Annotated in this window: 16 protein-coding genes; 7 read left to right on the forward strand and 9 right to left on the reverse strand. The window is 66.9% G+C overall.

Annotated features, from left to right (window positions below; all coding sequences use genetic code 11):
* Positions 1-84: 84 nt before the first annotated feature.
* From J2X53_RS12140 to J2X53_RS12150, 3 genes are all read right to left on the reverse strand, one after another.
* Positions 85-564, reverse strand: a complete 480-nt coding sequence (locus J2X53_RS12140) for a TspO/MBR family protein (protein ID WP_349037745.1) — start codon at positions 562-564, stop codon at positions 85-87.
* 259 nt (positions 565-823) lie between these two features.
* A complete protein-coding gene (gene crtB, locus J2X53_RS12145; RefSeq protein WP_349037746.1) occupies positions 824-1,828 on the reverse strand; it encodes a 15-cis-phytoene synthase in 1,005 nt (334 codons plus the stop codon).
* The gene (locus J2X53_RS12150; protein WP_349037747.1) at positions 1,825-3,405 is read right to left on the reverse strand and encodes a phytoene desaturase; all 1,581 of its coding nucleotides are present in this window, start codon (positions 3,403-3,405) and stop codon (positions 1,825-1,827) included. Before J2X53_RS12150 ends, crtB begins: the two co-directional genes overlap by 4 nt.
* A gap of 77 nt (positions 3,406-3,482) precedes the next feature.
* Between J2X53_RS12150 and crtA the strand changes: the two genes are divergently transcribed.
* Genes crtA through bchO form a run of 4 tightly spaced genes read left to right on the forward strand, consistent with a single transcriptional unit; the run spans position 3,483 to position 7,849 of the window.
* Positions 3,483-4,259: a spheroidene monooxygenase gene (gene crtA, locus J2X53_RS12155; protein ID WP_349037748.1), complete on the forward strand. Its 777-nt coding sequence runs from the start codon at positions 3,483-3,485 to the stop codon at positions 4,257-4,259.
* Entirely contained in the window at positions 4,259-5,314 is a 1,056-nt protein-coding gene (bchI, locus tag J2X53_RS12160; protein ID WP_349037749.1) for a magnesium chelatase ATPase subunit I, read from the forward strand. Before crtA ends, bchI begins: the two co-directional genes overlap by 1 nt.
* A gap of 6 nt (positions 5,315-5,320) precedes the next feature.
* Positions 5,321-6,982, forward strand: a complete 1,662-nt coding sequence (locus J2X53_RS12165) for a magnesium chelatase subunit D (protein WP_349037750.1) — start codon at positions 5,321-5,323, stop codon at positions 6,980-6,982.
* A 3-nt stretch (positions 6,983-6,985) separates the two neighbouring features.
* Positions 6,986-7,849 carry an alpha/beta fold hydrolase BchO gene (gene bchO / locus J2X53_RS12170; protein ID WP_349037751.1) on the forward strand — a complete coding sequence of 288 codons (864 nt, stop codon included), beginning with the start codon at positions 6,986-6,988 and terminating at the stop codon, positions 7,847-7,849.
* A gap of 177 nt (positions 7,850-8,026) precedes the next feature.
* Here bchO and idi read toward each other — a convergent pair whose 3' ends face one another.
* The 6 genes from idi to J2X53_RS12200 form a co-directional block, all read right to left on the reverse strand.
* A complete protein-coding gene (gene idi, locus J2X53_RS12175; RefSeq protein WP_349037752.1) occupies positions 8,027-8,569 on the reverse strand; it encodes an isopentenyl-diphosphate Delta-isomerase in 543 nt (180 codons plus the stop codon).
* On the reverse strand, positions 8,566-9,759 hold the full coding sequence (locus tag J2X53_RS12180) for a geranylgeranyl diphosphate reductase (protein ID WP_349037753.1): 1,194 nt from the start codon (positions 9,757-9,759) through the stop codon (positions 8,566-8,568). Before J2X53_RS12180 ends, idi begins: the two co-directional genes overlap by 4 nt.
* A gap of 2 nt (positions 9,760-9,761) precedes the next feature.
* Positions 9,762-11,057, reverse strand: coding sequence for a BCD family MFS transporter (locus tag J2X53_RS12185; protein ID WP_349037754.1), 1,296 nt, complete (start codon positions 11,055-11,057; stop codon positions 9,762-9,764).
* Complete coding sequence (gene chlG / locus J2X53_RS12190; RefSeq protein ID WP_349037755.1) at positions 11,054-11,962, reverse strand: chlorophyll synthase ChlG; 909 nt, start codon at positions 11,960-11,962, stop codon at positions 11,054-11,056. Before chlG ends, J2X53_RS12185 begins: the two co-directional genes overlap by 4 nt.
* A 211-nt stretch (positions 11,963-12,173) precedes the next feature.
* Complete coding sequence (ppsR, locus tag J2X53_RS12195; protein WP_349037756.1) at positions 12,174-13,586, reverse strand: transcriptional regulator PpsR; 1,413 nt, start codon at positions 13,584-13,586, stop codon at positions 12,174-12,176.
* A 45-nt stretch (positions 13,587-13,631) separates the two neighbouring features.
* Positions 13,632-14,438 (reverse strand): hypothetical protein, encoded by an 807-nt coding sequence (locus J2X53_RS12200; protein WP_349037757.1) that lies wholly within the window; start codon positions 14,436-14,438, stop codon positions 13,632-13,634.
* Between the two features lie 326 nt (positions 14,439-14,764).
* Between J2X53_RS12200 and bchF the strand changes: the two genes are divergently transcribed.
* From bchF to bchB, 3 genes are all read left to right on the forward strand, one after another.
* On the forward strand, positions 14,765-15,295 hold the full coding sequence (bchF, locus tag J2X53_RS12205) for a 2-vinyl bacteriochlorophyllide hydratase (protein ID WP_349037758.1): 531 nt from the start codon (positions 14,765-14,767) through the stop codon (positions 15,293-15,295).
* Entirely contained in the window at positions 15,292-16,569 is a 1,278-nt protein-coding gene (locus J2X53_RS12210) for a ferredoxin:protochlorophyllide reductase (ATP-dependent) subunit N (RefSeq protein WP_349037759.1), read from the forward strand. The genes bchF and J2X53_RS12210 overlap by 4 nt, the downstream gene beginning before the upstream one ends.
* A 220-nt stretch (positions 16,570-16,789) precedes the next feature.
* Positions 16,790-18,361 carry a ferredoxin:protochlorophyllide reductase (ATP-dependent) subunit B gene (bchB, locus tag J2X53_RS12215; protein ID WP_349037760.1) on the forward strand — a complete coding sequence of 524 codons (1,572 nt, stop codon included), beginning with the start codon at positions 16,790-16,792 and terminating at the stop codon, positions 18,359-18,361.
* Positions 18,362-18,371: the final 10 nt, after the last annotated feature.

The raw sequence follows: 18,371 nt of genomic DNA on the forward strand, positions 1-18,371 counted from the left end.
GAGAGTATTTGGGAAAGCTGCAAGACAAAGCGCCCGGGCTTTCATCTTGGCAAAAATACTCCCGCGCGGAGCGCTCCCGCAGCCTCAGCCCGCGCGGACGGCCACAGGATTGCGCATCCAGACCGAAGCATTCAGCGCCCCCGCAATCGTCACCCAAAGCAGATAGGGCACAAACAGCCAACCGGCCAGCGGGTCAATCCGCCAGAACACCAGCAACGTCGCCGCCACCGCCAGCCATAACAGGCCCAGCACCACCAGTCCGGCCCGGATGCGGCGCAGCCCGAAGAAAACCGGGGTCCAGAGTGTGTTCAGCGCAATCTGCACCGCCCACAGCGCCAGCCCCTGCCCCACCAGCGGGTCAAACCCGGCCTCCATCGCCACCCGCATCGCGGCAAGTGCAATGCAGATATACAAAACCGTCCAGGCCACCGGAAACATCCAGTCCTTCGGGGTCCACCAGGGTTTGTTCAGGCTGCGATACCAGTCGCCGGGCTGAAACATCGCCCCCGTCGCCGCCGCAGCCCCGCAGGCCGCCAGATAGGTGAAAAACAACGTAAAATCCATGAACCCGCCCTTTCGGTGATCCGTTCTTTCTAGACCAGACCCACCAAAGCGCAAGCCAGAGCACGATGATCGCAGGCGCGCCCCCGCCGCGCACCCGTCTGGTTTGAGCATGAACGCAGCACGCACCACGCCGGTTCCCCAGGGTGGGCGCCTGCACGCAGCACCCCGGTCAAAACCCTAACAATTCCTTAACGGTCGACTTCTATCCCATTGATGTAAAAGGAAACCCCAGCCTGTAACACAGGGGGCACGCGCCCGGTCAGGCCATTCCGCGCGACCGGGCTTCCAGCTGGGCCAGCACCTCGAACAAGGCCTCCGAGCGGCCCCGCGCCGCCCCTTGCCGCGCCGCCGCGTCGACCAGAAACGCAACCTCCGCCGCCGGCCTTGCATGCAGCACCGCCGGACGCGGCAGCAGCGGTGAGGCGGCAGCCCGCAGCCCGGCCAGCATCAGCCAGCCCAGCTTTTGCCCCTTGCCCGTCCGCGCCCGCAGGCCCACCGAATCATATCCGGCCCGCGCCACCTGACCGCCGATCCCGGCATAGATATGCCGGGCGGCAAAGATCCCCGGACGGCAGGCCAGCGGCAGCGCCGCCACCCCGGCCTCGGCCCGCAGATAGAGCCGGTCCGCCTCGCCCAGCACCCGCGCCGTCACCCGCCGCACGCCCTCGCAGGCCGCAGGCTCCGTCAGAAACCGCTCCACTGCAACACCCTCGGCGCGCAGCCAGTCCAGCGGCAGAAACACCCGCCCCGCCCGCGCATCCTCGCCGACATCGCGGCTGATGTTGGTCAGCTGCATCGCCAGCCCCAGATCACAGGCCCGCGCCAAGGCATCGGCGTCGCGCACCCGCATCAGCACGCACATCATCGCCCCCACCGCCGCCGCCACCCGCGCCGAATAGTCCAGCACGCCAGACAGCGTGTCATAGCGCCGCCCGATCGCATCCCAGGCCAGCCCCTCCAGCAAAGCCTCGGGCAAGGCGCGCGGCATGTCGAAATCTTCGACCACGGCGGCAAAGGCGCGGTCGGCATAGCTGTCACGCGGGGCCCCGCGATAGACCAGATCCAGCCGGTCGCGCAGCCGCAGGACCGCGCCCGCCTTGTCCGCGCCCTCATCCACCTCATCATCCGCCACCCGGCAAAAGGCATAGAGTGCCAGCGCCGGGTCGCGCACCCGGGCGGGCAGCACGCGCGAGGCGGCATGAAATGACAAAGACCCGGTGCGGATCGCGGCGCGGCAGGCCGCCATATCGTCGGGCGCGATCATTCTGCCGCAATCCGCAACGCGGCGGGTACGGCCCCGCCCGGCGCATCGGGCACCAGACGGCCCAGCACCTCGGCGGTGCCGATCACCCCCGGCAGACCCGCGCCCGGATGCGTCCCCGCCCCGGCCAGGTACAGCCCCGGCAGCTCTTCGCTGATGTTATGCGGCCGGAACCAGGCCGATTGCAGGATGCGTGGCTCGATGGAAAATCCGGCGCCGTAAGGCGACAGGTAGCGGTCGCGAAAGGTTTCGGGCGTAAAGGTCAGGCTTTCACTCACCCGCCCGGTCAGCCCCGGCAGCAGGCGCTCTTCCAGCACCTTGAGCATCTTTGCGCGGTAGGGCTCCTCCTCTGCCGCCCAGTCCACCCCGTTGTCATGGCCCAGATGCGGCACCGGCGAGAGCACGTAGAACGTGTCATCCCCCTTGGGTGCGCAAGACGGATCAGTGACCGAAGGCCGATGCACATAGAGGCTCATGTCCCCGGCCAGCTTGCCGCGAATGAAGATATCCTTGATATGCTCGCGGTAACGCGGGCCGACAACGATGGAGTGATGGCCCACATCGCGCCACATGCCTGCCGTGCCCTTGGTGCCGAAATACCAGACATAGAGGCCCATCGACCAGCGCGCGCGCTTCAGCTTGGCCGGGGTCCAGCGTTTTTTGGGCGCGTTGCGCAGCAGCCGGTCATAGGTATGGCCCGCATCGGCGTTCGACACGACCACGGCTGCCGGCAGGGTCTCGCCCGAGACCAGCCGCACGCCCGAAGCGCGACCGGCGGCGATGGTGATCTCATCCACCTCCGCCCCTTGCACCACCGTGCCGCCCTGCGCCCCGATCACCCGCACCATGGCGTCGGCAATCGCCTGCACCCCGCCCATGGCGTAATGCACCCCGAACGCCTTTTCCAGATGGCTGACAAGGATATACATCGAGGTCACGTTGAACGGATCGCCGCCGATGAACAGCGGGTGGAACGACAGCGCAAAGCGCAGGTGTTCGTCTTTCACACGGGCGCTCGCATGGGCATAAACCGACCGGTCCGCCCGCAGCATGGCGAATTTTGGGATCACCTTCAGCGTGTCCCAGATCTTGTGCATCGGCTTGCGGCCCAGATCCTCGTAGCCGAACCAGTAGCGCGCTTCGGAGTCCTTGAGGAACTGCGCATAGCCCTTTGAATCACCCGGCGAAATCCGTGCCACCTCGGCCTTGATCGCGGCATCGTCCTGCCGGGCGGTAAAGGTCTCGCCATCGGCAAAGCGGATCTCGTAGAACGGGTCCAGCGGTTTCAGCGTCACATCGGCGTCGAAATCGCGCCCGCAGGCGGCCCACAGGTCGCGCAGGCCCTGCGGCACCGTCACAATCGTCGGCCCCAGATCGAATCGGTGGCCGCCCTGGCTGAGAGACGAGCCGCGCCCGCCCGCCCGGTCCAGCCGGTCGAGCACCGTCACCCGGTAGCCCTTGGCGCCAAGCCGCATGGCCGAAGCCAAGCCACCAAGGCCTGCGCCGATGACAATAGCCTGATCCGGATCGGCGGGATCAGAGGCGGCAAGGCTGGCGGAGGGGCGTGATGTGTTTTGCATGAGGCTGATGATAACCTGTCCATTTTAATTTACAACAATAGCCTTTCCATTCAGAAATCCAGAGTTGTCGCTTTCTCTTGCGCGCGATTAATGTCAGACTAAGTTTACACAAACGCCAGACGGAGGGCAGATCCATTCCCACAGCCACCCTCAGCCTGTTCCGCTTTTCCGGGGCCCTGCCCCGGCTTTGGGTGATCGGCCAGATGGCCGCCGCGCGCCTGACCCTGCGCCGCGAACGCCGCGCGCTGTTCTGGAAGCTGTGCGGATCAGGCACCGGACAGGGCTTTACGCCAGAGCCGAACTGGGGTGTCTGGGCGATCCTTGCGACCTGGCCGGATGAGGCCACGGCACGCGATGCGGTGGCGACCAGCCCGGTCTTTGCCCGCTGGCGCAGCCGCGCGGCGGAAAGCTGGACGCTGTTTCTGGACCCCACCTCGGCGCGCGGGGCCTGGGCGGGGGTAAACCCCTTCACCCCCACCGGCCAAAGCCCCGGCAGCGGCCCCGTCATCGCCCTGACCCGCGCCACCATCCGCCCCGGCCGCGCGTTGCGGTTCTGGGACCGGGTGCCCGACATTTCCGCCGCCATCGGCTGCGATCCGAATGTCGTCTTCAAGATCGGCATCGGCGAGGTGCCCTTGCTGCATCAGGTCACGTTTTCGGTCTGGCCCGATGCCGCCAGCATGGCCCGGTTCGCGCGCGGCAACGGCCCGCACGGGCAGGCGATTGCCGCCGTCCGCGATGGCAACTGGTTTGCCGAGGAACTTTACGCCCGCTTTGCCCTGTTGGGCACAGCGGGCAGCTGGGAGGGCGGCGATCCGCTGGCCCGGCTGAGACAGGAAAAGGACGCCGCCTGATGCAAGCTGAGACCGCCCCGAAAATTCACGCCCTGCCCAAACGCACCCCCTCGCGCCAGCCGTTTCCGTTCTCGGCCATCGTCGGGCAAGAGGCGATGAAACAGGCCATGGTGCTGACCGCGATCGACCCCGGGATCGGCGGCGTTCTGGTGTTCGGCGACCGGGGCACCGGCAAATCCACCGCCGTGCGCGCACTGGCAGCACTTTTGCCCGAGATTGACGCGGTAGAGGGCTGCCCCGTCAACTCCGCCCGCCCCGATCAGTGCCCCGACTGGGCACAGGTGACCGCCACGCAGATCATCCGCAAACCGACCCCGGTGGTCGATCTGCCGCTCGGCGTGACCGAGGATCGCGTTGTCGGCGCGCTCGACATCGAACGCGCGCTGACGCGTGGCGAAAAGGCGTTTGAGCCGGGCCTGCTGGCCCGCGCAAATCGTGGCTATCTCTATATTGATGAGGTCAACCTGCTGGAAGACCATATCGTTGACCTGTTGCTCGACGTGGCCCAGTCCGGCGAAAATGTGGTGGAGCGCGAGGGGCTGTCGATCCGCCACGCCGCGCGCTTTGTGCTGGTCGGTTCCGGCAACCCCGAGGAGGGTGAACTGCGCCCGCAACTCCTTGACCGCTTTGGCCTGTCGGTGGAAGTGACCAGCCCCCGCGATGTGGACACCCGGGTGCAAGTGATCCTGCGGCGTGATGCCTATGAGACCGGCTATGACGCCTTCATGCCGGAATGGCAGGCGGCGGATGGTGCCTTGCGCGACCGTATCCTTGCGGCCCGCGTGGCGCTGCCGCAGCTGACCACGCCCAACACCCTGCTGCACGACTGCGCGTCCTTGTGCATCGCGCTTGGCTCTGATGGCTTGCGGGGCGAGCTGACGCTGTTGCGCGCCGCCCGCGCGCAGGCGGCGTTTGAGGCGGTGCAGACCGTGACCCGCGCCCATCTGAAAGCGGTGGCGGTGATGGCGCTGTCGCACCGCCTGCGCCGCGATCCGCTGGATGAGGCGGGGTCTGGCGTGCGCGTGGCGCGCATGGTGGATGAGGTTTTGCCGTAGGCACTCATGGACTGGTCCCGCATCCCCCTCGCCCTGCAGCTGCTGGCCATCGACCCCGAGGGGCTCAAGGGCCTGTGGCTGCGCGCGCGTGCAGGCGCCGTGCGTGACCGCGTGACGGCGGCGCTGACCGCGCTGCCGCTGCCGGTGGTGCGGCTGCACCCCGGCCTTGCCGATGACGCGCTCTATGGCGGGCTGGACCTGTCCGCCACGCTGGCCACTGGCCGCCCGGTCACGTCGCGCGGGCTGCTGTCGCAGCCTGCGGCTTTGGTGCTGACCATGGCGGAACGGGTGCCGCCGGGGCTGTCGGCACGGCTGGCCCACGCGCTGGATGCCCGGGGCCATTGCCTGATTGCGCTGGATGAGGCGGCGGAGGAGGGTGAGGGCCTGCCCCTCGCGTTGACCGACCGGCTGGGGCTGTTTCTGGATCTCGACGGCATCGCGTGGTCCGACACCGCCGAAATTCCCATGGATCACAAAGCCTTGGCCGAGGCCCGCGCCCTGCTGCCCACCGTCACCCTGCCGCCCGATGCCGCGCGCGCCCTGACCCGCGCGGCGGCAGAGCTGGGCATCGCCTCGCTGCGCGCGCCTTTGCTGGCGATGGCCGCCGCCCGGGCGCTGGCCGCATGGGCGGGGCGCATGAGCGTTGACGACTCCGACCTGCGTCAGGCCGCCGAGCTGATCTACGGCCACCGCGCCCTGCCGGTGTCCGAGGCAGCCCCGCAAGACCAGCCGGAACCGCCGCCCCCCGATCCGGGCGAGGAAACTCCGCAAGACAGCGCCGACCAAAGCCAGTCGATCCCCGAGGAGATGCTGGTCGAGGCCGCCCGCGCCGCGCTGCCCGCCGACCTTCTGGCGCGGCTGACCGCAGGCCGCGCCGCCCGCGCCGCCAAAGGCGCCAGCGGCACCGGGGCCGCGCGCAGCGGCAACCGCCGCGGCCGCCCCTTGCCGTCACGCCCCGGCAGGCTGGGGTCCGGCGCGCGGATTGATCTGGTCGCCACCCTGCGCGCCGCCGCGCCCTGGCAACCCCTGCGCCGCAGATCGGCGCAGAGCGATGCGGTGCTGCTGGTGCGCGCGTCGGATATCCGGGTGAAACGCTTCCGCGAGACCTCTGACCGGGTGCTGATCTTTGCCGTCGATGCCTCCGGCTCGTCGGCCTTTGCCCGGCTGGCCGAGGCCAAGGGCGCGGTGGAACTGCTGCTGGCCGCCGCCTATGCAAGGCGCGATCATGTGGCGCTGGTCGCCTTTCGCGGCACCGGGGCCGAGCTGATCCTGCCGCCCACCCGCAGCCTTGTGCAGACCAAGCGCCGCCTTGCCGGTCTGCCGGGCGGCGGTGGCACGCCGCTGGCCGCCGGGATGCAGCTGGCGATGGCGACCGCCACGCAGGCCCGCGCGCGCGGGCTGACGCCCACGATTGCGCTGTTGACCGACGGGCGCGGCAATATCGCGCTGGATGGCAGCGCCAACCGCGCACAGGCCGACGACGACGCGCAGCGGCTGGCCCGCGCGATCCGCGCCACGGGGGTGCCTGCGGTGGTGATCGACACCGCCAACCGCCCGCAACCCAGTCTGGCCGAGATGGCGCGCCGCATGGATGCCCCCTACCTCGCCCTGCCGCGTGCCGATGCGCGGCGGTTGTCGGGCGTGCTGTCTGCGGCCCTGGGGGACTAGCGGATGGACAGCGCCCGCCTGCCCGCCGACTGGCCCTACCGGGCCGACGCCCGGCACATCCGCGTGAGCCCGCATGACTGGTGGGTGATCGACACCGGGGCAAAACACGCGCCCGTGGCTCTGCTGCTGCACGGCGCGGGCGGATCGGGCCACAGCTTTCGCGCGCTGATCCCTTTGCTGTCAGAGACGTACCGTGTGATCGTGCCCGACCTGCCCGGTCAGGGCTGCACCCGCCCGGGCGGCATGCGCCGCTTGGGCCTCGACGCGATGGCTGAAGATCTGACCCGCCTGTGCCAAAGCGCGGGCGTGGCGCCACAAGCGGTGATCGGCCATTCGGCGGGGGCGGCGATTGCCCTGCGCATGGCCGACCTGACCCCGCTGCGCGCGATCATCGGCATCAACGCCGCCCTTGGCACATTTGACGGCGCGGCGGGGGTGATGTTTCCGCTGATGGCGCGCGCGTTGGCCGCCACGCCCTTTGTCGGCGCGGCGGTGGCAAAGCTCTGGGGCACTCCGGCCACGGTCAACAAACTGCTGACCGGCACCGGCTCGCCGCTGGATGCGGCGGGTCAGGCGCAGTACCTGACGCTGGTGCGCGACGCCGCCCATGTTGGCGGCACGTTGGGGATGATGGCGCAATGGCGGCTCGACGGGCTGATGGCGCGGCTGCCCTCGCTGCAAGAGCCGGTTCTGCTGATCGCGTCAGACCGCGACACGGCCGTGCCGCCAAAGGTCTCACGCGATGCGGTGGCGCATATGCCGGACGCGACCTATGCCGAAATCGCAGGCTTTGGCCATCTGGTCCACGAAGAGGCGGCGGATCAGGTGGCGGCGGTGCTGTTGCCATGGCTGGCGGCGCGGATTTGATGGCGCCCCCCCCACCCCAGCCCTCCCCCACGAGGGGGGAGGGAGGCGATTGGCAAAACCGGCGCGTCCGATGGTCAACGCTTCGGGTGGCAACACAGGCAGGCAATTTACGTAAAAGCGCCTCCCCTCCCCCTTGTGGGGAGGGGCTGGGGGTGGGGGGCGGCGCACCGAAAGACGTTAGCGCCCCACCCCGACGCCCGCCCCGAATATCCGCGCCATATGTTCGGTCATGTAGATCCGCAGCCAGGGCGTGAACCGCTCCGGGCTGCGCTGCACCTCAGCCGACAGATCGTGCAGATCGACCCAACGGGTGTCCATCACCTCATCCGGATCAGGGGCTATCCCCAGCCCAGGCCCGGCTTCGGCGACAAAGATATCGACCAGTTCATGCTCGATCAGACCGCCGCCAACATCGGCGCGGTATTCCACCCGGTCGGCAAAGGCCGGGACCAGACCAGTGATCCCCAGCTCTTCGCGCAGGCGGCGCACAGCGCAGGTGGCAGCATCCTCCTCCCAGCGGGGATGGGTGCAGCAGGTGTTGGCCCAAAGCCCCGGCGTGTGGTATTTTGACAGCGCGCGGCGCTGGATCAGCACGCGGCCCCGGTCAGTCACAAAGACCGACACCGCCTTGTGCCGCAGCCCGCGCTGATGCACCTCCAGCTTGCCCACGGGGACAAGCGTGCCATCGACCCAAGCCGGGATCAGTTCTTCTGCGTTCATGACCACTTCGGCGATACCAACCCCAACAGATGCGCCATATTCTTGATCCCGATCTTGACGTGGGCCATCGGCCGCGCCTTGACCAGAGATTTGTTCATATAGGCCTCGAACGTCAGCTTTTGAACATCAATGTCATGGCACAGGCTGACAAAGCGCTCGCGCCGGTCGTCGCTTCGGTAATAGGCATCCTGCATCGAGCGCAAGACCCGGAACACCGTGCCATGCTCGCGCATGAACATCTTGCGCGCCAGCCGCAGGTCTTTCGCACGGCCCGACAGCAGCGCCGCCTGTGCCGCCGTGGCGGCCACGCGGCCCCCGGCCATGGCGTAGAAAATCCCCTCGCCCGACGAAGGCGCCACCACCCCCGCCGCATCGCCCGCCAGCACCACATCGCGGCCATTGTCCCAGCGATCCAAAGGTTTGAGCGGGATCGGCGCGCCCTCCTTGCGGATCGTCTCGCACCCCGTCAGGCCCGACATGGCGCGCAAGGCGGCGGTCGCCACCTTCAGGTCAACCCCATCCACCTCGGTGCCCATGCCGACGCTCGCATGCTTGCCATGCGGGAACACCCAGCCGTAGAAATCCGGGCTGATCTTGCCGTCATAGATCACATCACAGCGCATCGGGTCGTAATCGGCGTTGGCAGCAAAGCCGCCTTCGGGGGCCTTGATGATCTCGTGATAGGCGATGACGTAAGGAATCTTGTCGCCGCCCGGCACTTCGGCCCGTGCCACGGCAGAACGCGCCCCATCGGCCCCGATCACCAGCCGGGTGCGGCTGCGCCGCTCGTCGCCGCTGGCCTTGTCGCGCCAGATCACATGGGTTCCGGCCGCATCCCGCTCCACCCGCAGAAAGGTGCCGGTCAGCCGGTCGGCCCCGGTCATCGCGGCGCGGTCGCGCAGGAATTCGTCGAACTCTTCCCGGTCCACCATGCCGACATAGCCGCCCTCGATATGGATATCGACGGCGCGCCCCGTAGGGCTGATCATCCGGGCGGTGCGGATTTTTGCCACCAGCATCGCGTCGGGAATGTCGAAATCGCGGATGGCGCGCGGCGGGATCGCGCCGCCGCAGGGCTTGATCCGCCCGGCCCGGTCCAGCATCGCCACCCGGTAGCCGGCGCGGGCCAGATCCTCGGCTGCGGTCGCGCCCGAGGGCCCGCCGCCGACGACAAACACATCATACTGCATGGTCATTCTCCCGGAATGGCGATGGCAGGGGGCCGCGTGTCGCGCCCCCCTTTGGTCGCCTCAATCACCCGCAGGGCGATCAGGGCGGCGATCATAAACAGAGCCGCCTCGGCCAGAAACACCAGCCCAAAGGCAGAAGTGGCAGGCAGCCAGAGCCGGAACAGATCCACGCTCGCCGCGCCCAGCAGGCCGCCGAACCCGGCCGCAAGCGCCTGCGCCGCCCCCCACAGGCCCATGCGCGTGCCTTCGCGCGCGCCGCGCCCCTGCCCGGCAAGCGCCATCATCGAGCCGATGGCCGCCACCGCAAACATGCCGTTGAAAAACCCCAGCGCGATCACTGCAGGCACCAAGAGCCCCAGCCCGATCTGCCCCAGCATCGCAATCCCCGCCAATGCGACGGCAGAGCCAAGACAGCCCGCCACCACCCATTGCCGCAGCGTGCCGATGCGCAAGCCGGTGGCGGCAATGCCAACCGCCAGCATGCCAAGGAACACCCCGCCATTCTGCGCCCCCGACAGCTGGGTGCTCTGCCCGACGCCGAAGCCGAAAACCAGCCCGGCATAGGGTTCAAGGATCAGCTCCTGCATGAAATAGGCAGTCATCGACAGGAACACGAACAGCGTAAACGCCCGCGACTGCGGCTCGGCCCAGATCTGTGCCAGGCCTTCGCGGAACGGGGCCGGATCGGCCTCACGCTCGGCGATCACCTGCGCTTCAATGCCCCAGACCGCCAGCGTGGTCAGCAATACCGCGCCGAGGGTGACGATGCCGACAATCTCCAGCAACAGACCGGGAGTGTAGTCCTTGAGGAAATGGCCAACCGTGCCCGCCGTGACGGCAATGCCAAAGATCATCATCAGCCAGGTGATCGTCGCCGCCGCTGCGCGCCGCTGGGGTGCTGTGGCAGTGGCCAGCAGCGCCAGCAGCGAGGTGCCGGAGGCCCCCACGCCCACACCGATCAGCGCATAGGCCGCGACCGACAGCGCCAGCCCGGCCACAGGCTGCGCCGGGATCATGACAACCCCAACTGCCGCCAGAAACGCGCCTGCGGCGAGGGCCGCCATGCCACCGATGATGAACAGCGTCCGGTTGCCGCGGGTGTCTGACCGGAACCCCCAGTTCGGCCGGGTGATCTGGATGCCGTAATGCAACGCCACCAGCAGCCCGGGCACCAGCGCGGGCAAGGCGAGTTCGACCACCATCAGCCGGTTCAGCGTGCTGGTGGTCAGCACCACCACAGCGCCCAGACACATCTGCACAAGGCCAAGGCGGATGATCTGGAGCCAGCTGAGCTTCATCCCGCACCCCCCAGATTTCGCAGGGCAAAGGCGGCGATCATCATGCCCGAGACGTAGAACACGATGCCGGTGCCATTGTACCAGGGCGCATATTTCTTGGGGTCGCGGAACAAACGACGCATCGCCAGCACCTGCGCCAGCAGCAGCAGGGTCACCGCCCCCGCATGCCAGGGCGCGCCCCAGATGAGCAGGAGCGCGATCACCACGGCCTGCGCCATCGCCATCGTGGTGCAGGCGATGCGCGCCGCCACCTCTGGCCCCAGCACCACCGGCAAGGAGCGCACGCCATGCTGGCGATCGCCCTCCAACGCCTTGAAATCATTCAGTGTCATGATGCCATGCGCGCCAAGCGCATAAAGCAGCGCAATGATCACCACCTCGAACCGGGGTGCCGCTGACAGCAGCACCGCCGCCCCGGTAAACCATGGCAGCCCCTCATAGGACAGGCCGACCAGCCCCGGCCCCCACCAGCCTGAACGTTTCAGCCGCACGGGCTCGGCCGAATAGGCCCAGGCGGCAATCACCCCCGCCACCGTTGCGCCAAAGCCCCATGGCCCCAGCAGCCAGCCGATGGCGAGGCTCAGCACCGTCATCGCCAGCGCGATATACAGCCCCCACCGCCCCGGTATCCGGCCCGAGGGGATCGGTCGGTCCGGCTCGTTCACCGCATCGACATGGCGGTCGCACCAGTCATTTGCCGCCTGTGACATGCCGCAGACCACCGGCCCGGCCAGCACCATGCCAAGGATCACGATCCCCCAGTTCCCCGACAGCGCCACGCCCGACGACACAGCGCCACACAGATAGGCCCAGACCGGCGGGAACCATGTAATCGGCTTGATCAACTCCAGCATGGCGCGGGGCTGCGGCGTGGTGCGGGCAAAGGGGGCGATGCTGACGGTCATCTGTCAACTACACATGACAATCGAGAGTCGGGCAAGGGGTCAGATGGCAATTTGTGTAAATTTATCCTTACACATTCTGCCCGAGGGCGTCAGATCAGCGGGAAGGCCGGGCACTTGAGGGCAAGCCCCGGGGGCGCTTCGCCCCCCGGACCCCCAGAGAGTATTTCAGCCAGGTGAAAGCCCGAAGAAAGGGGCCGTGACAAATGCCGGATCAGTCGCTGTCCTTGTTGATCAGCCCGTATTTGCGCAGCTTTACATACAGCGATTGCCGCGACAGGCTCAGCATATCTGCCGCCGCCACCCGGTTGTTGCGGGTCAGCTCCAGCGCGGTTTCGATACACATTTTCTCAATGACATCGGTGGTTTCGGCCACAATGTCGCGCAGCGTGGACGACCCCACCAGCTCCATCACATTGCGCATGCCCTCTTCATTCGGCACGCCCGCCGGACGACGCAGGCTGTCGGCGCGGCTGACATCGCGCACCACCAGTGCCAGAACCGGGTTGGGCCGGTCATTCAGCCAGCTGGCCGACAGCTCTACCGCTGTCTGCCCCGAGAAATCGGTGGTCAGCCGGGTCGCATAGAGCCGCAACTGCCCGGTACGCTTGACGTTATCCATCAACACCCGCAGATCCACCGCACCGCGCGCCAGATAATCGCCCAGCGAACGCCCCCGGACCGACGCGGTATTGGCGCTGTCGGTCAGGTTCAGAAACGCCTCATTGGCCGAGACGATGACGCCATCGGCATCGGTAAACACGATCCCGTCGACGCCATCCTGATACAGCCGCGCCAGATTGCCGGTCAGGTCATCGCCCTGCGGCATCACCGAGTCGGCATGGTCCAGCTGGCACATCAACAGCCGCTCACCCGCCGCGCGGAACATCGTCGGCGTCACCAGCAGCCGCTTTTGCGACCGGCGCGCCGACAGCTCGATCGGCCCGGCACTTTCGGCCACCGCCAGATTGGCCATGCTTTCCAGAAACTCGCCCCGGCGCCGGCCCTCAAACTCCTGCGCGATGGCGGCCCCGATCATATCGGCCCGGCTGCCGCCCAACAGGGTCGCCGCCGCCGCGTTCAGATCGGTGATCCGCCCGGTGGACATCGACACGATGACAATCGGATCGCGCCCCACCTCCATCAGCACGCGGTAGCGGGTATCCGCCTCGCGCTGCGCCTCATAGTCCCGCTCCAGCGCCAGTTGCGCCGAAATCAGCTGCTGCTGCACCTCGGCAATCGGGCGCAGATCGCGGCCGATCATCAGCACCGAGTCGTCGGACCCGATCTTGTGCAGGCTGTAGCGCACCGGAAATTCCCAGGCGGTCCGGTCGGCGTGGTTCAGCTCGATCACCGCCGGGGTGCGCCGGTTGCCCAGATCGGCCAGCCGCGCCTCCAGCTTGCGCCAGCTTTCGCCCGCCAGAATTGACTGCAGCGACACGCCTTCCCAATCCGCAACCCGGGCCTGAATGCCATGCGCCGGGTTCACCAGAACCGAGACAACCTTGTGGGAGGGGGAGATCAAGAGCGCAAGATCACCGGCAGAGGCAATGATTTCGCCCAACAACTCGGGCGCGATCAGCGGAAGCTTTCCGCCATTCAAAAGGTGCCGTCCATCCGTAGTCACCTGACTATCCGTTCTTTTGCTGCACACCGGCTGGCGCGCTTTGAGTTATACCGCCATCAGGGTCCGCCTGGCGGTCAGGCCCAGGGCCTCTACCGCTTTTGGCAGATCGTTGGTCACGATATCCGCCCCTGATACAGCCGAAACGTCTTCCCCCCGTTGCAGTTCCAGTATCGCCCCTCCCAAGGCGATGCGCAGTCCGGCTGAAGAGTCTTCCCTCAGGGTTTTCACCAAGCCGGTGCAAGTTTCAAGCTTTTCGTGACAGGCAACCGAAATCATTGCGCCGTCAAAACGCCGTTGCGCCAGAATTGCCGCAAGTTCGGCCTGTGTCGGCGCAATCCGCAGGCAGACCGAAACCCCGTTGCGCCGCAGCCATCCCGTCGCCACGACCGCGCCCAGCGTGTGCTGCTCGCCCATCGGCACGATCATCAGCACGGTCCCCGCCGCCGGCGCGCCCGTCCCGCCCGCCACCCAGCCCTTGCTCACCTCATGCAGCAAGGTCTGCAGCCGGGCCGACCCGATGCTCACCTCGGCAAACGAGGCGGTGTCGTCTTCCCATTTGCGACCCAGCCTGCGGGCCACTTCGGGGATATAGTGATCGGCCAGCATCCTGTCAGAGATCTTTGACCGCCTGAAATCGGACCAGAGCCGGTCCATCGCGCCCGGATCGCGAGCCCCCGCTGCCGCCATCATGGCAGCCACCACCGGCTCTTTCAGCGCGGCACAGGCCGCACTGTCGCGTGCCGCGACTCGGGCCATCGCATCGGTCGCAAGCCGGGTGATGCCCACACCGCTCAATCCGCGCAGCCCATCCACCGAAAAGTTGCCATCCTGCATCCCTGGCTCCGAAACCATCTTGCCGGTCCCGCCTCAACAGCCGGACCGGACGCATAGCAGAACCGCACAGGATTTTCCAAACATGATGCGCTCCTGAGCCCGAATGTCGCCCAGCACCCGTATATTGTCAAATCAAATTGACACATCCTGAGCGGGCACAGTTTGAAAACAGCGCGCAATTCTCTGATCCGCTGGAATAAACGGTCGCATCTTCGGATTGTGCACGCGCGTCCTGCGTCTGCCGCATCTGACAGATATCGACTCATTAGTGTAAGTTTTAGTTGACACTTTCACCCCCGAGTCTAACCTGTAAGAGCCATAGACCAAGGGAGGGGCCGCGGCACATGCAGCCAAAGCCATCATATTCATCCAACCCGCCAGCAGCGCGCCGGCAGCTTTACACCAAGGCTGAACGCGCCCGCCGCGATGCCACGAAATGGACGCTGGTGCAGGGGATTCTTGCTCCGCTGCAGTTCCTCGCTTTCGGGGTGTCGCTGGCGCTGGTGCTGCGATTCCTGTGGACCGGCGATGGCTATGCTGCCGCCACCGTATCGATTCTGATCAAGACCGCGTTGCTGTATCTGATCATGGTCACCGGCGCGATCTGGGAAAAGGTGGTGTTTGGCCAGTATCTCTTTGCGCCGGCGTTCTTTTGGGAAGATGTGGTCAGCTTTGCCGTCATCGCGCTGCACACCTATTATCTCTATGGCCTGATCACCGGAGCGCTCGATCCGGCGGCGCAGATGACCGTCGCGCTTGCCGCCTATGTCACCTATGTCATCAATGCTGGACAGTTCCTGTGGAAACTGCGGCAGGCCCGCCTTGATGCCGGGGCAGAGGCGCAGGCCCCCGATGCCAATGGGGTGGCAGCATGAGCCTCGATTCCCCCGCCCGCGGCTGCCGTGACACCCCCGTGCTCAAAGAGCGTGGCCAGCGTGAGGTGTTCTGCGGCCTGACCGGAATCATCTGGCTGCACCGCAAGATGCAGGATGCGTTCTTTCTGGTGGTCGGTTCGCGCACCTGCGCGCACCTTTTGCAATCCGCCGCCGGGGTGATGATCTTTGCCGAACCCCGCTTCGGCACCGCTATACTGGAAGAAAAAGACCTTGCCGGTCTGGCCGATGCCAATACCGAGCTTGACCGCGAAGTCGCCCGCCTGCTGACCCGCCGCCCCGACATCAAGCAACTCTTCCTCGTCGGCTCCTGCCCTTCGGAAGTGATCAAGCTGGATCTGGCCCGCGCCGCCGAACGGCTGTCCGGACTGCACGCCCCGCATGTGCGGGTCTACAATTACTCCGGCTCCGGCATCGAGACCACCTTTACCCAAGGTGAAGATGCCTGCCTGGCCGCCATGGTCCCGACCCTGGCCGCAACGGATGCGCGCGAGCTGCTGGTGGTCGGCGCGCTGCCCGATGTGGTCGAAGATCAGTGCCTGTCGCTGCTGGCGGAGCTTGGTATCGCGCCGGTCCGCATGCTGCCCGCCCGCCGCGCCACCGACCTGCCCGCCGTCGGGCCCAACACCGTCTTTGCGCTGGTGCAACCCTTTCTCGGCGACACCCACGCCGCCCTGATCCGGCGCGGGGCCACCCCCCTGCCCGCCGTCTTTCCGTTTGGCGAAGAGGGCACCACGCTGTGGCTCTGGGCCATCGCGCAGGAATTCGGCGTCAGCAGAGCGCATTTCGATGCGGTCACCGCCGCCCCCCGCGCCCGCGCCGCCAAAGCCGTCGCCGCCCATGCGGAAACCCTGAACGGCAAATCGGTGTTCTTCTTTCCCGACAGCCAGTTGGAAATCCCCCTCGCCCGCTTTCTCGCCCGCGAATGCGGCATGACCCCGCTCGAAGTCGGCACGCCGTTTCTGCACGCCGCCATCACCGGCCCCGACCTTGACCTGCTGCCCGAAGGCCCGGTCATCAGCGAGGGGCAGGATGTCGACCGCCAGCTCGACCGCCAGCATGCGGCAAAGCCCGACCTTACCGTCTGCGGCCTTGGCCTCGCCAACCCGCTGGAGGCGAAGGGCCATACCACCAAATGGGCGATCGAGCTGGTGTTCACGCCGGTGCATTTCTACGAACAGGCGGGCGATCTCGCCGCCCTGTTCAGCCGCCCGCTGCGCCGCAAGGCCCTGCTGACCGCCGGAGGTGCAGCATGACACTTGCCCTTCATCTTGGCACAAATACTCAGACTGTCCTGCGGGCTGCCACGACGCGCGCCGCCCGGACACCTTGCACCATGCCCCCCTCCCCCATCCCCTCCCCACAAGGGGGAGGGGAGGCTCCCTCCCCCCTCGTGGGGTCGGGGCATGCCCCCGACGGCTGGGGTGGGGGGGCGCTGCATCCGACAGGTCTGCGCCCCGGAACCGGGGGTCAGCCATGAAGCTCACCCTCTGGACATATGAGGGCCCGCCCCATGTCGGCGCGATGCGCGTCGCCACCGGGATGACCGGCCTGCACTATGTGCTGCACGCGCCGCAGGGCGACACCTATGCCGATCTGCTCTTCACCATGATCGAACGGCGCAACCACCGCCCGCCGGTCACCTACACCACCTTTCAGGCCCGCGATCTGGGGGCCGATACCGCCAACCTGTTCAAGGATGCCGCACGCGACGCCTATGCAAGGTTCAAGCCGCAGGCGATGATCGTCGGGGCAAGCTGCACCGCCGAACTGATCCAGGACGATCCCGGTGGTCTGGCCGGCGCACTGGACCTGCCCTGCCCGGTGATCCCGCTGGATCTGCCGAGCTATCAGCGCAAGGAAAACTTCGGCGCGGATGAGACCTTTCATCAGCTGTGCCGCGCCCTCGCAAAGCCCATGCCGCGCACGCAAACCATCACCTGCAACCTGCTTGGGGCCACCGCCCTCGGCTTTCGCCACCGCGACGACGTGGCCGAGGTGACGAAACTGCTGGGCCTGATGGGTATTGCCGTCAACGTGGCCGCCCCCTTGGGGGCATCGCCCGCCGACATCGCCCGCATGGGTCAGGCGCATTTCAACGTGCTCTTGTACCCCGAAACCGGCGAATCCGCCGCCCGCTGGCTGGAGCGGTCCTGCAACCAGCCATGGACCAAAACGGTCCCCATCGGCGTCGGCGCGACCCGCGATTTTCTGCACGAGGTGGCAGCGCTCACCGGCCTGTCACCCCAGGTTGACGAATCCGCCCTGCGCCTGCCCTGGTGGTCGGCCTCCGTCGACTCCACCTACCTGACCGGCAAGCGTGTGTTCCTGTTCGGCGACGCCACCCATGTCATCGCCGCCGCCCGCATCGCCGCCACCGAGATTGGCTTCGAAGTGGTCGGCATGGGCTGCTACAACCGCGAATTTGCGCGGCCCATGCGCGCCGCCGCCAAGGCTTACGGTTTGGAGGCGCTGATCAGCGATGACTATCTGGAGGTGGAAGACGCGATCAGTGCCGCCGCCCCCGAACTGATCCTCGGCACCCAGCAGGAACGCCACATCGGCAAACGCCTCGGCATCCCCTGCGCGGTGATTTCCAGCCCGGTGCATGTGCAGGATTTCCCCGCCCGCTACTCGCCCCAGATGGGGTTCGAGGGCGCGAATGTGATCTTTGACACCTGGATCCACCCGCTGGTGATGGGGCTGGAAGAGCACCTGCTGACGATGTTCCGCGAGGATTTCGAATTTCACTCCGATGCAGGCCCCAGCCACCACGGCGGCAAGGCGGATCTGCGGGACGGTTCTGAGGCGGAGGCCTTCGCGGAACCTGCGGGTGCCTCCGGCGGGAGTATTTTGGCCAAGATGAATGCGCAAGGGCAGGCAGGGCAGCCGGTCTGGCTGGCCGCCGCCGAGCGCGAGCTGAAAAAGATCCCGTTCTTTGTGCGTGGCAAGGCCCGGCGCAACACCGAGGCCTATGCGTCAGAGCAGGGCGTGGCCGAGATTTCTGTTGAAACCCTGTATGAGGCAAAGGCCCATTATGCGCGATGACCGATACACA

It is taken from the genome of Pseudotabrizicola sp. 4114, from assembly GCF_031457365.1.
GTDB lineage: Bacteria > Pseudomonadota > Alphaproteobacteria > Rhodobacterales > Rhodobacteraceae > Pseudotabrizicola.

Bases quoted from the DNA above. Each gene is read 5' to 3' on its own strand.
- J2X53_RS12140 (WP_349037745.1), bottom strand. From the start codon at position 564: ATGGATTTTACGTTGTTTTTCACCTATCTGGCGGCCTGCGGGGCTGCG.
- crtB (WP_349037746.1), bottom strand. From the start codon at position 1,828: ATGATCGCGCCCGACGATATGGCGGCCTGCCGCGCCGCGATCCGCACC.
- J2X53_RS12150 (WP_349037747.1), bottom strand. From the start codon at position 3,405: ATGCAAAACACATCACGCCCCTCCGCCAGCCTTGCCGCCTCTGATCCC.
- bchI (WP_349037749.1), top strand. From the start codon at position 4,259: ATGCAAGCTGAGACCGCCCCGAAAATTCACGCCCTGCCCAAACGCACC.
- J2X53_RS12165 (WP_349037750.1), top strand. From the start codon at position 5,321: ATGGACTGGTCCCGCATCCCCCTCGCCCTGCAGCTGCTGGCCATCGAC.
- bchO (WP_349037751.1), top strand. From the start codon at position 6,986: ATGGACAGCGCCCGCCTGCCCGCCGACTGGCCCTACCGGGCCGACGCC.
- idi (WP_349037752.1), bottom strand. From the start codon at position 8,569: ATGAACGCAGAAGAACTGATCCCGGCTTGGGTCGATGGCACGCTTGTC.
- J2X53_RS12180 (WP_349037753.1), bottom strand. From the start codon at position 9,759: ATGCAGTATGATGTGTTTGTCGTCGGCGGCGGGCCCTCGGGCGCGACC.
- J2X53_RS12185 (WP_349037754.1), bottom strand. From the start codon at position 11,057: ATGAAGCTCAGCTGGCTCCAGATCATCCGCCTTGGCCTTGTGCAGATG.
- chlG (WP_349037755.1), bottom strand. From the start codon at position 11,962: ATGACCGTCAGCATCGCCCCCTTTGCCCGCACCACGCCGCAGCCCCGC.
- J2X53_RS12200 (WP_349037757.1), bottom strand. From the start codon at position 14,438: ATGGTTTCGGAGCCAGGGATGCAGGATGGCAACTTTTCGGTGGATGGG.
- bchF (WP_349037758.1), top strand. From the start codon at position 14,765: ATGCAGCCAAAGCCATCATATTCATCCAACCCGCCAGCAGCGCGCCGG.
- J2X53_RS12210 (WP_349037759.1), top strand. From the start codon at position 15,292: ATGAGCCTCGATTCCCCCGCCCGCGGCTGCCGTGACACCCCCGTGCTC.
- bchB (WP_349037760.1), top strand. From the start codon at position 16,790: ATGAAGCTCACCCTCTGGACATATGAGGGCCCGCCCCATGTCGGCGCG.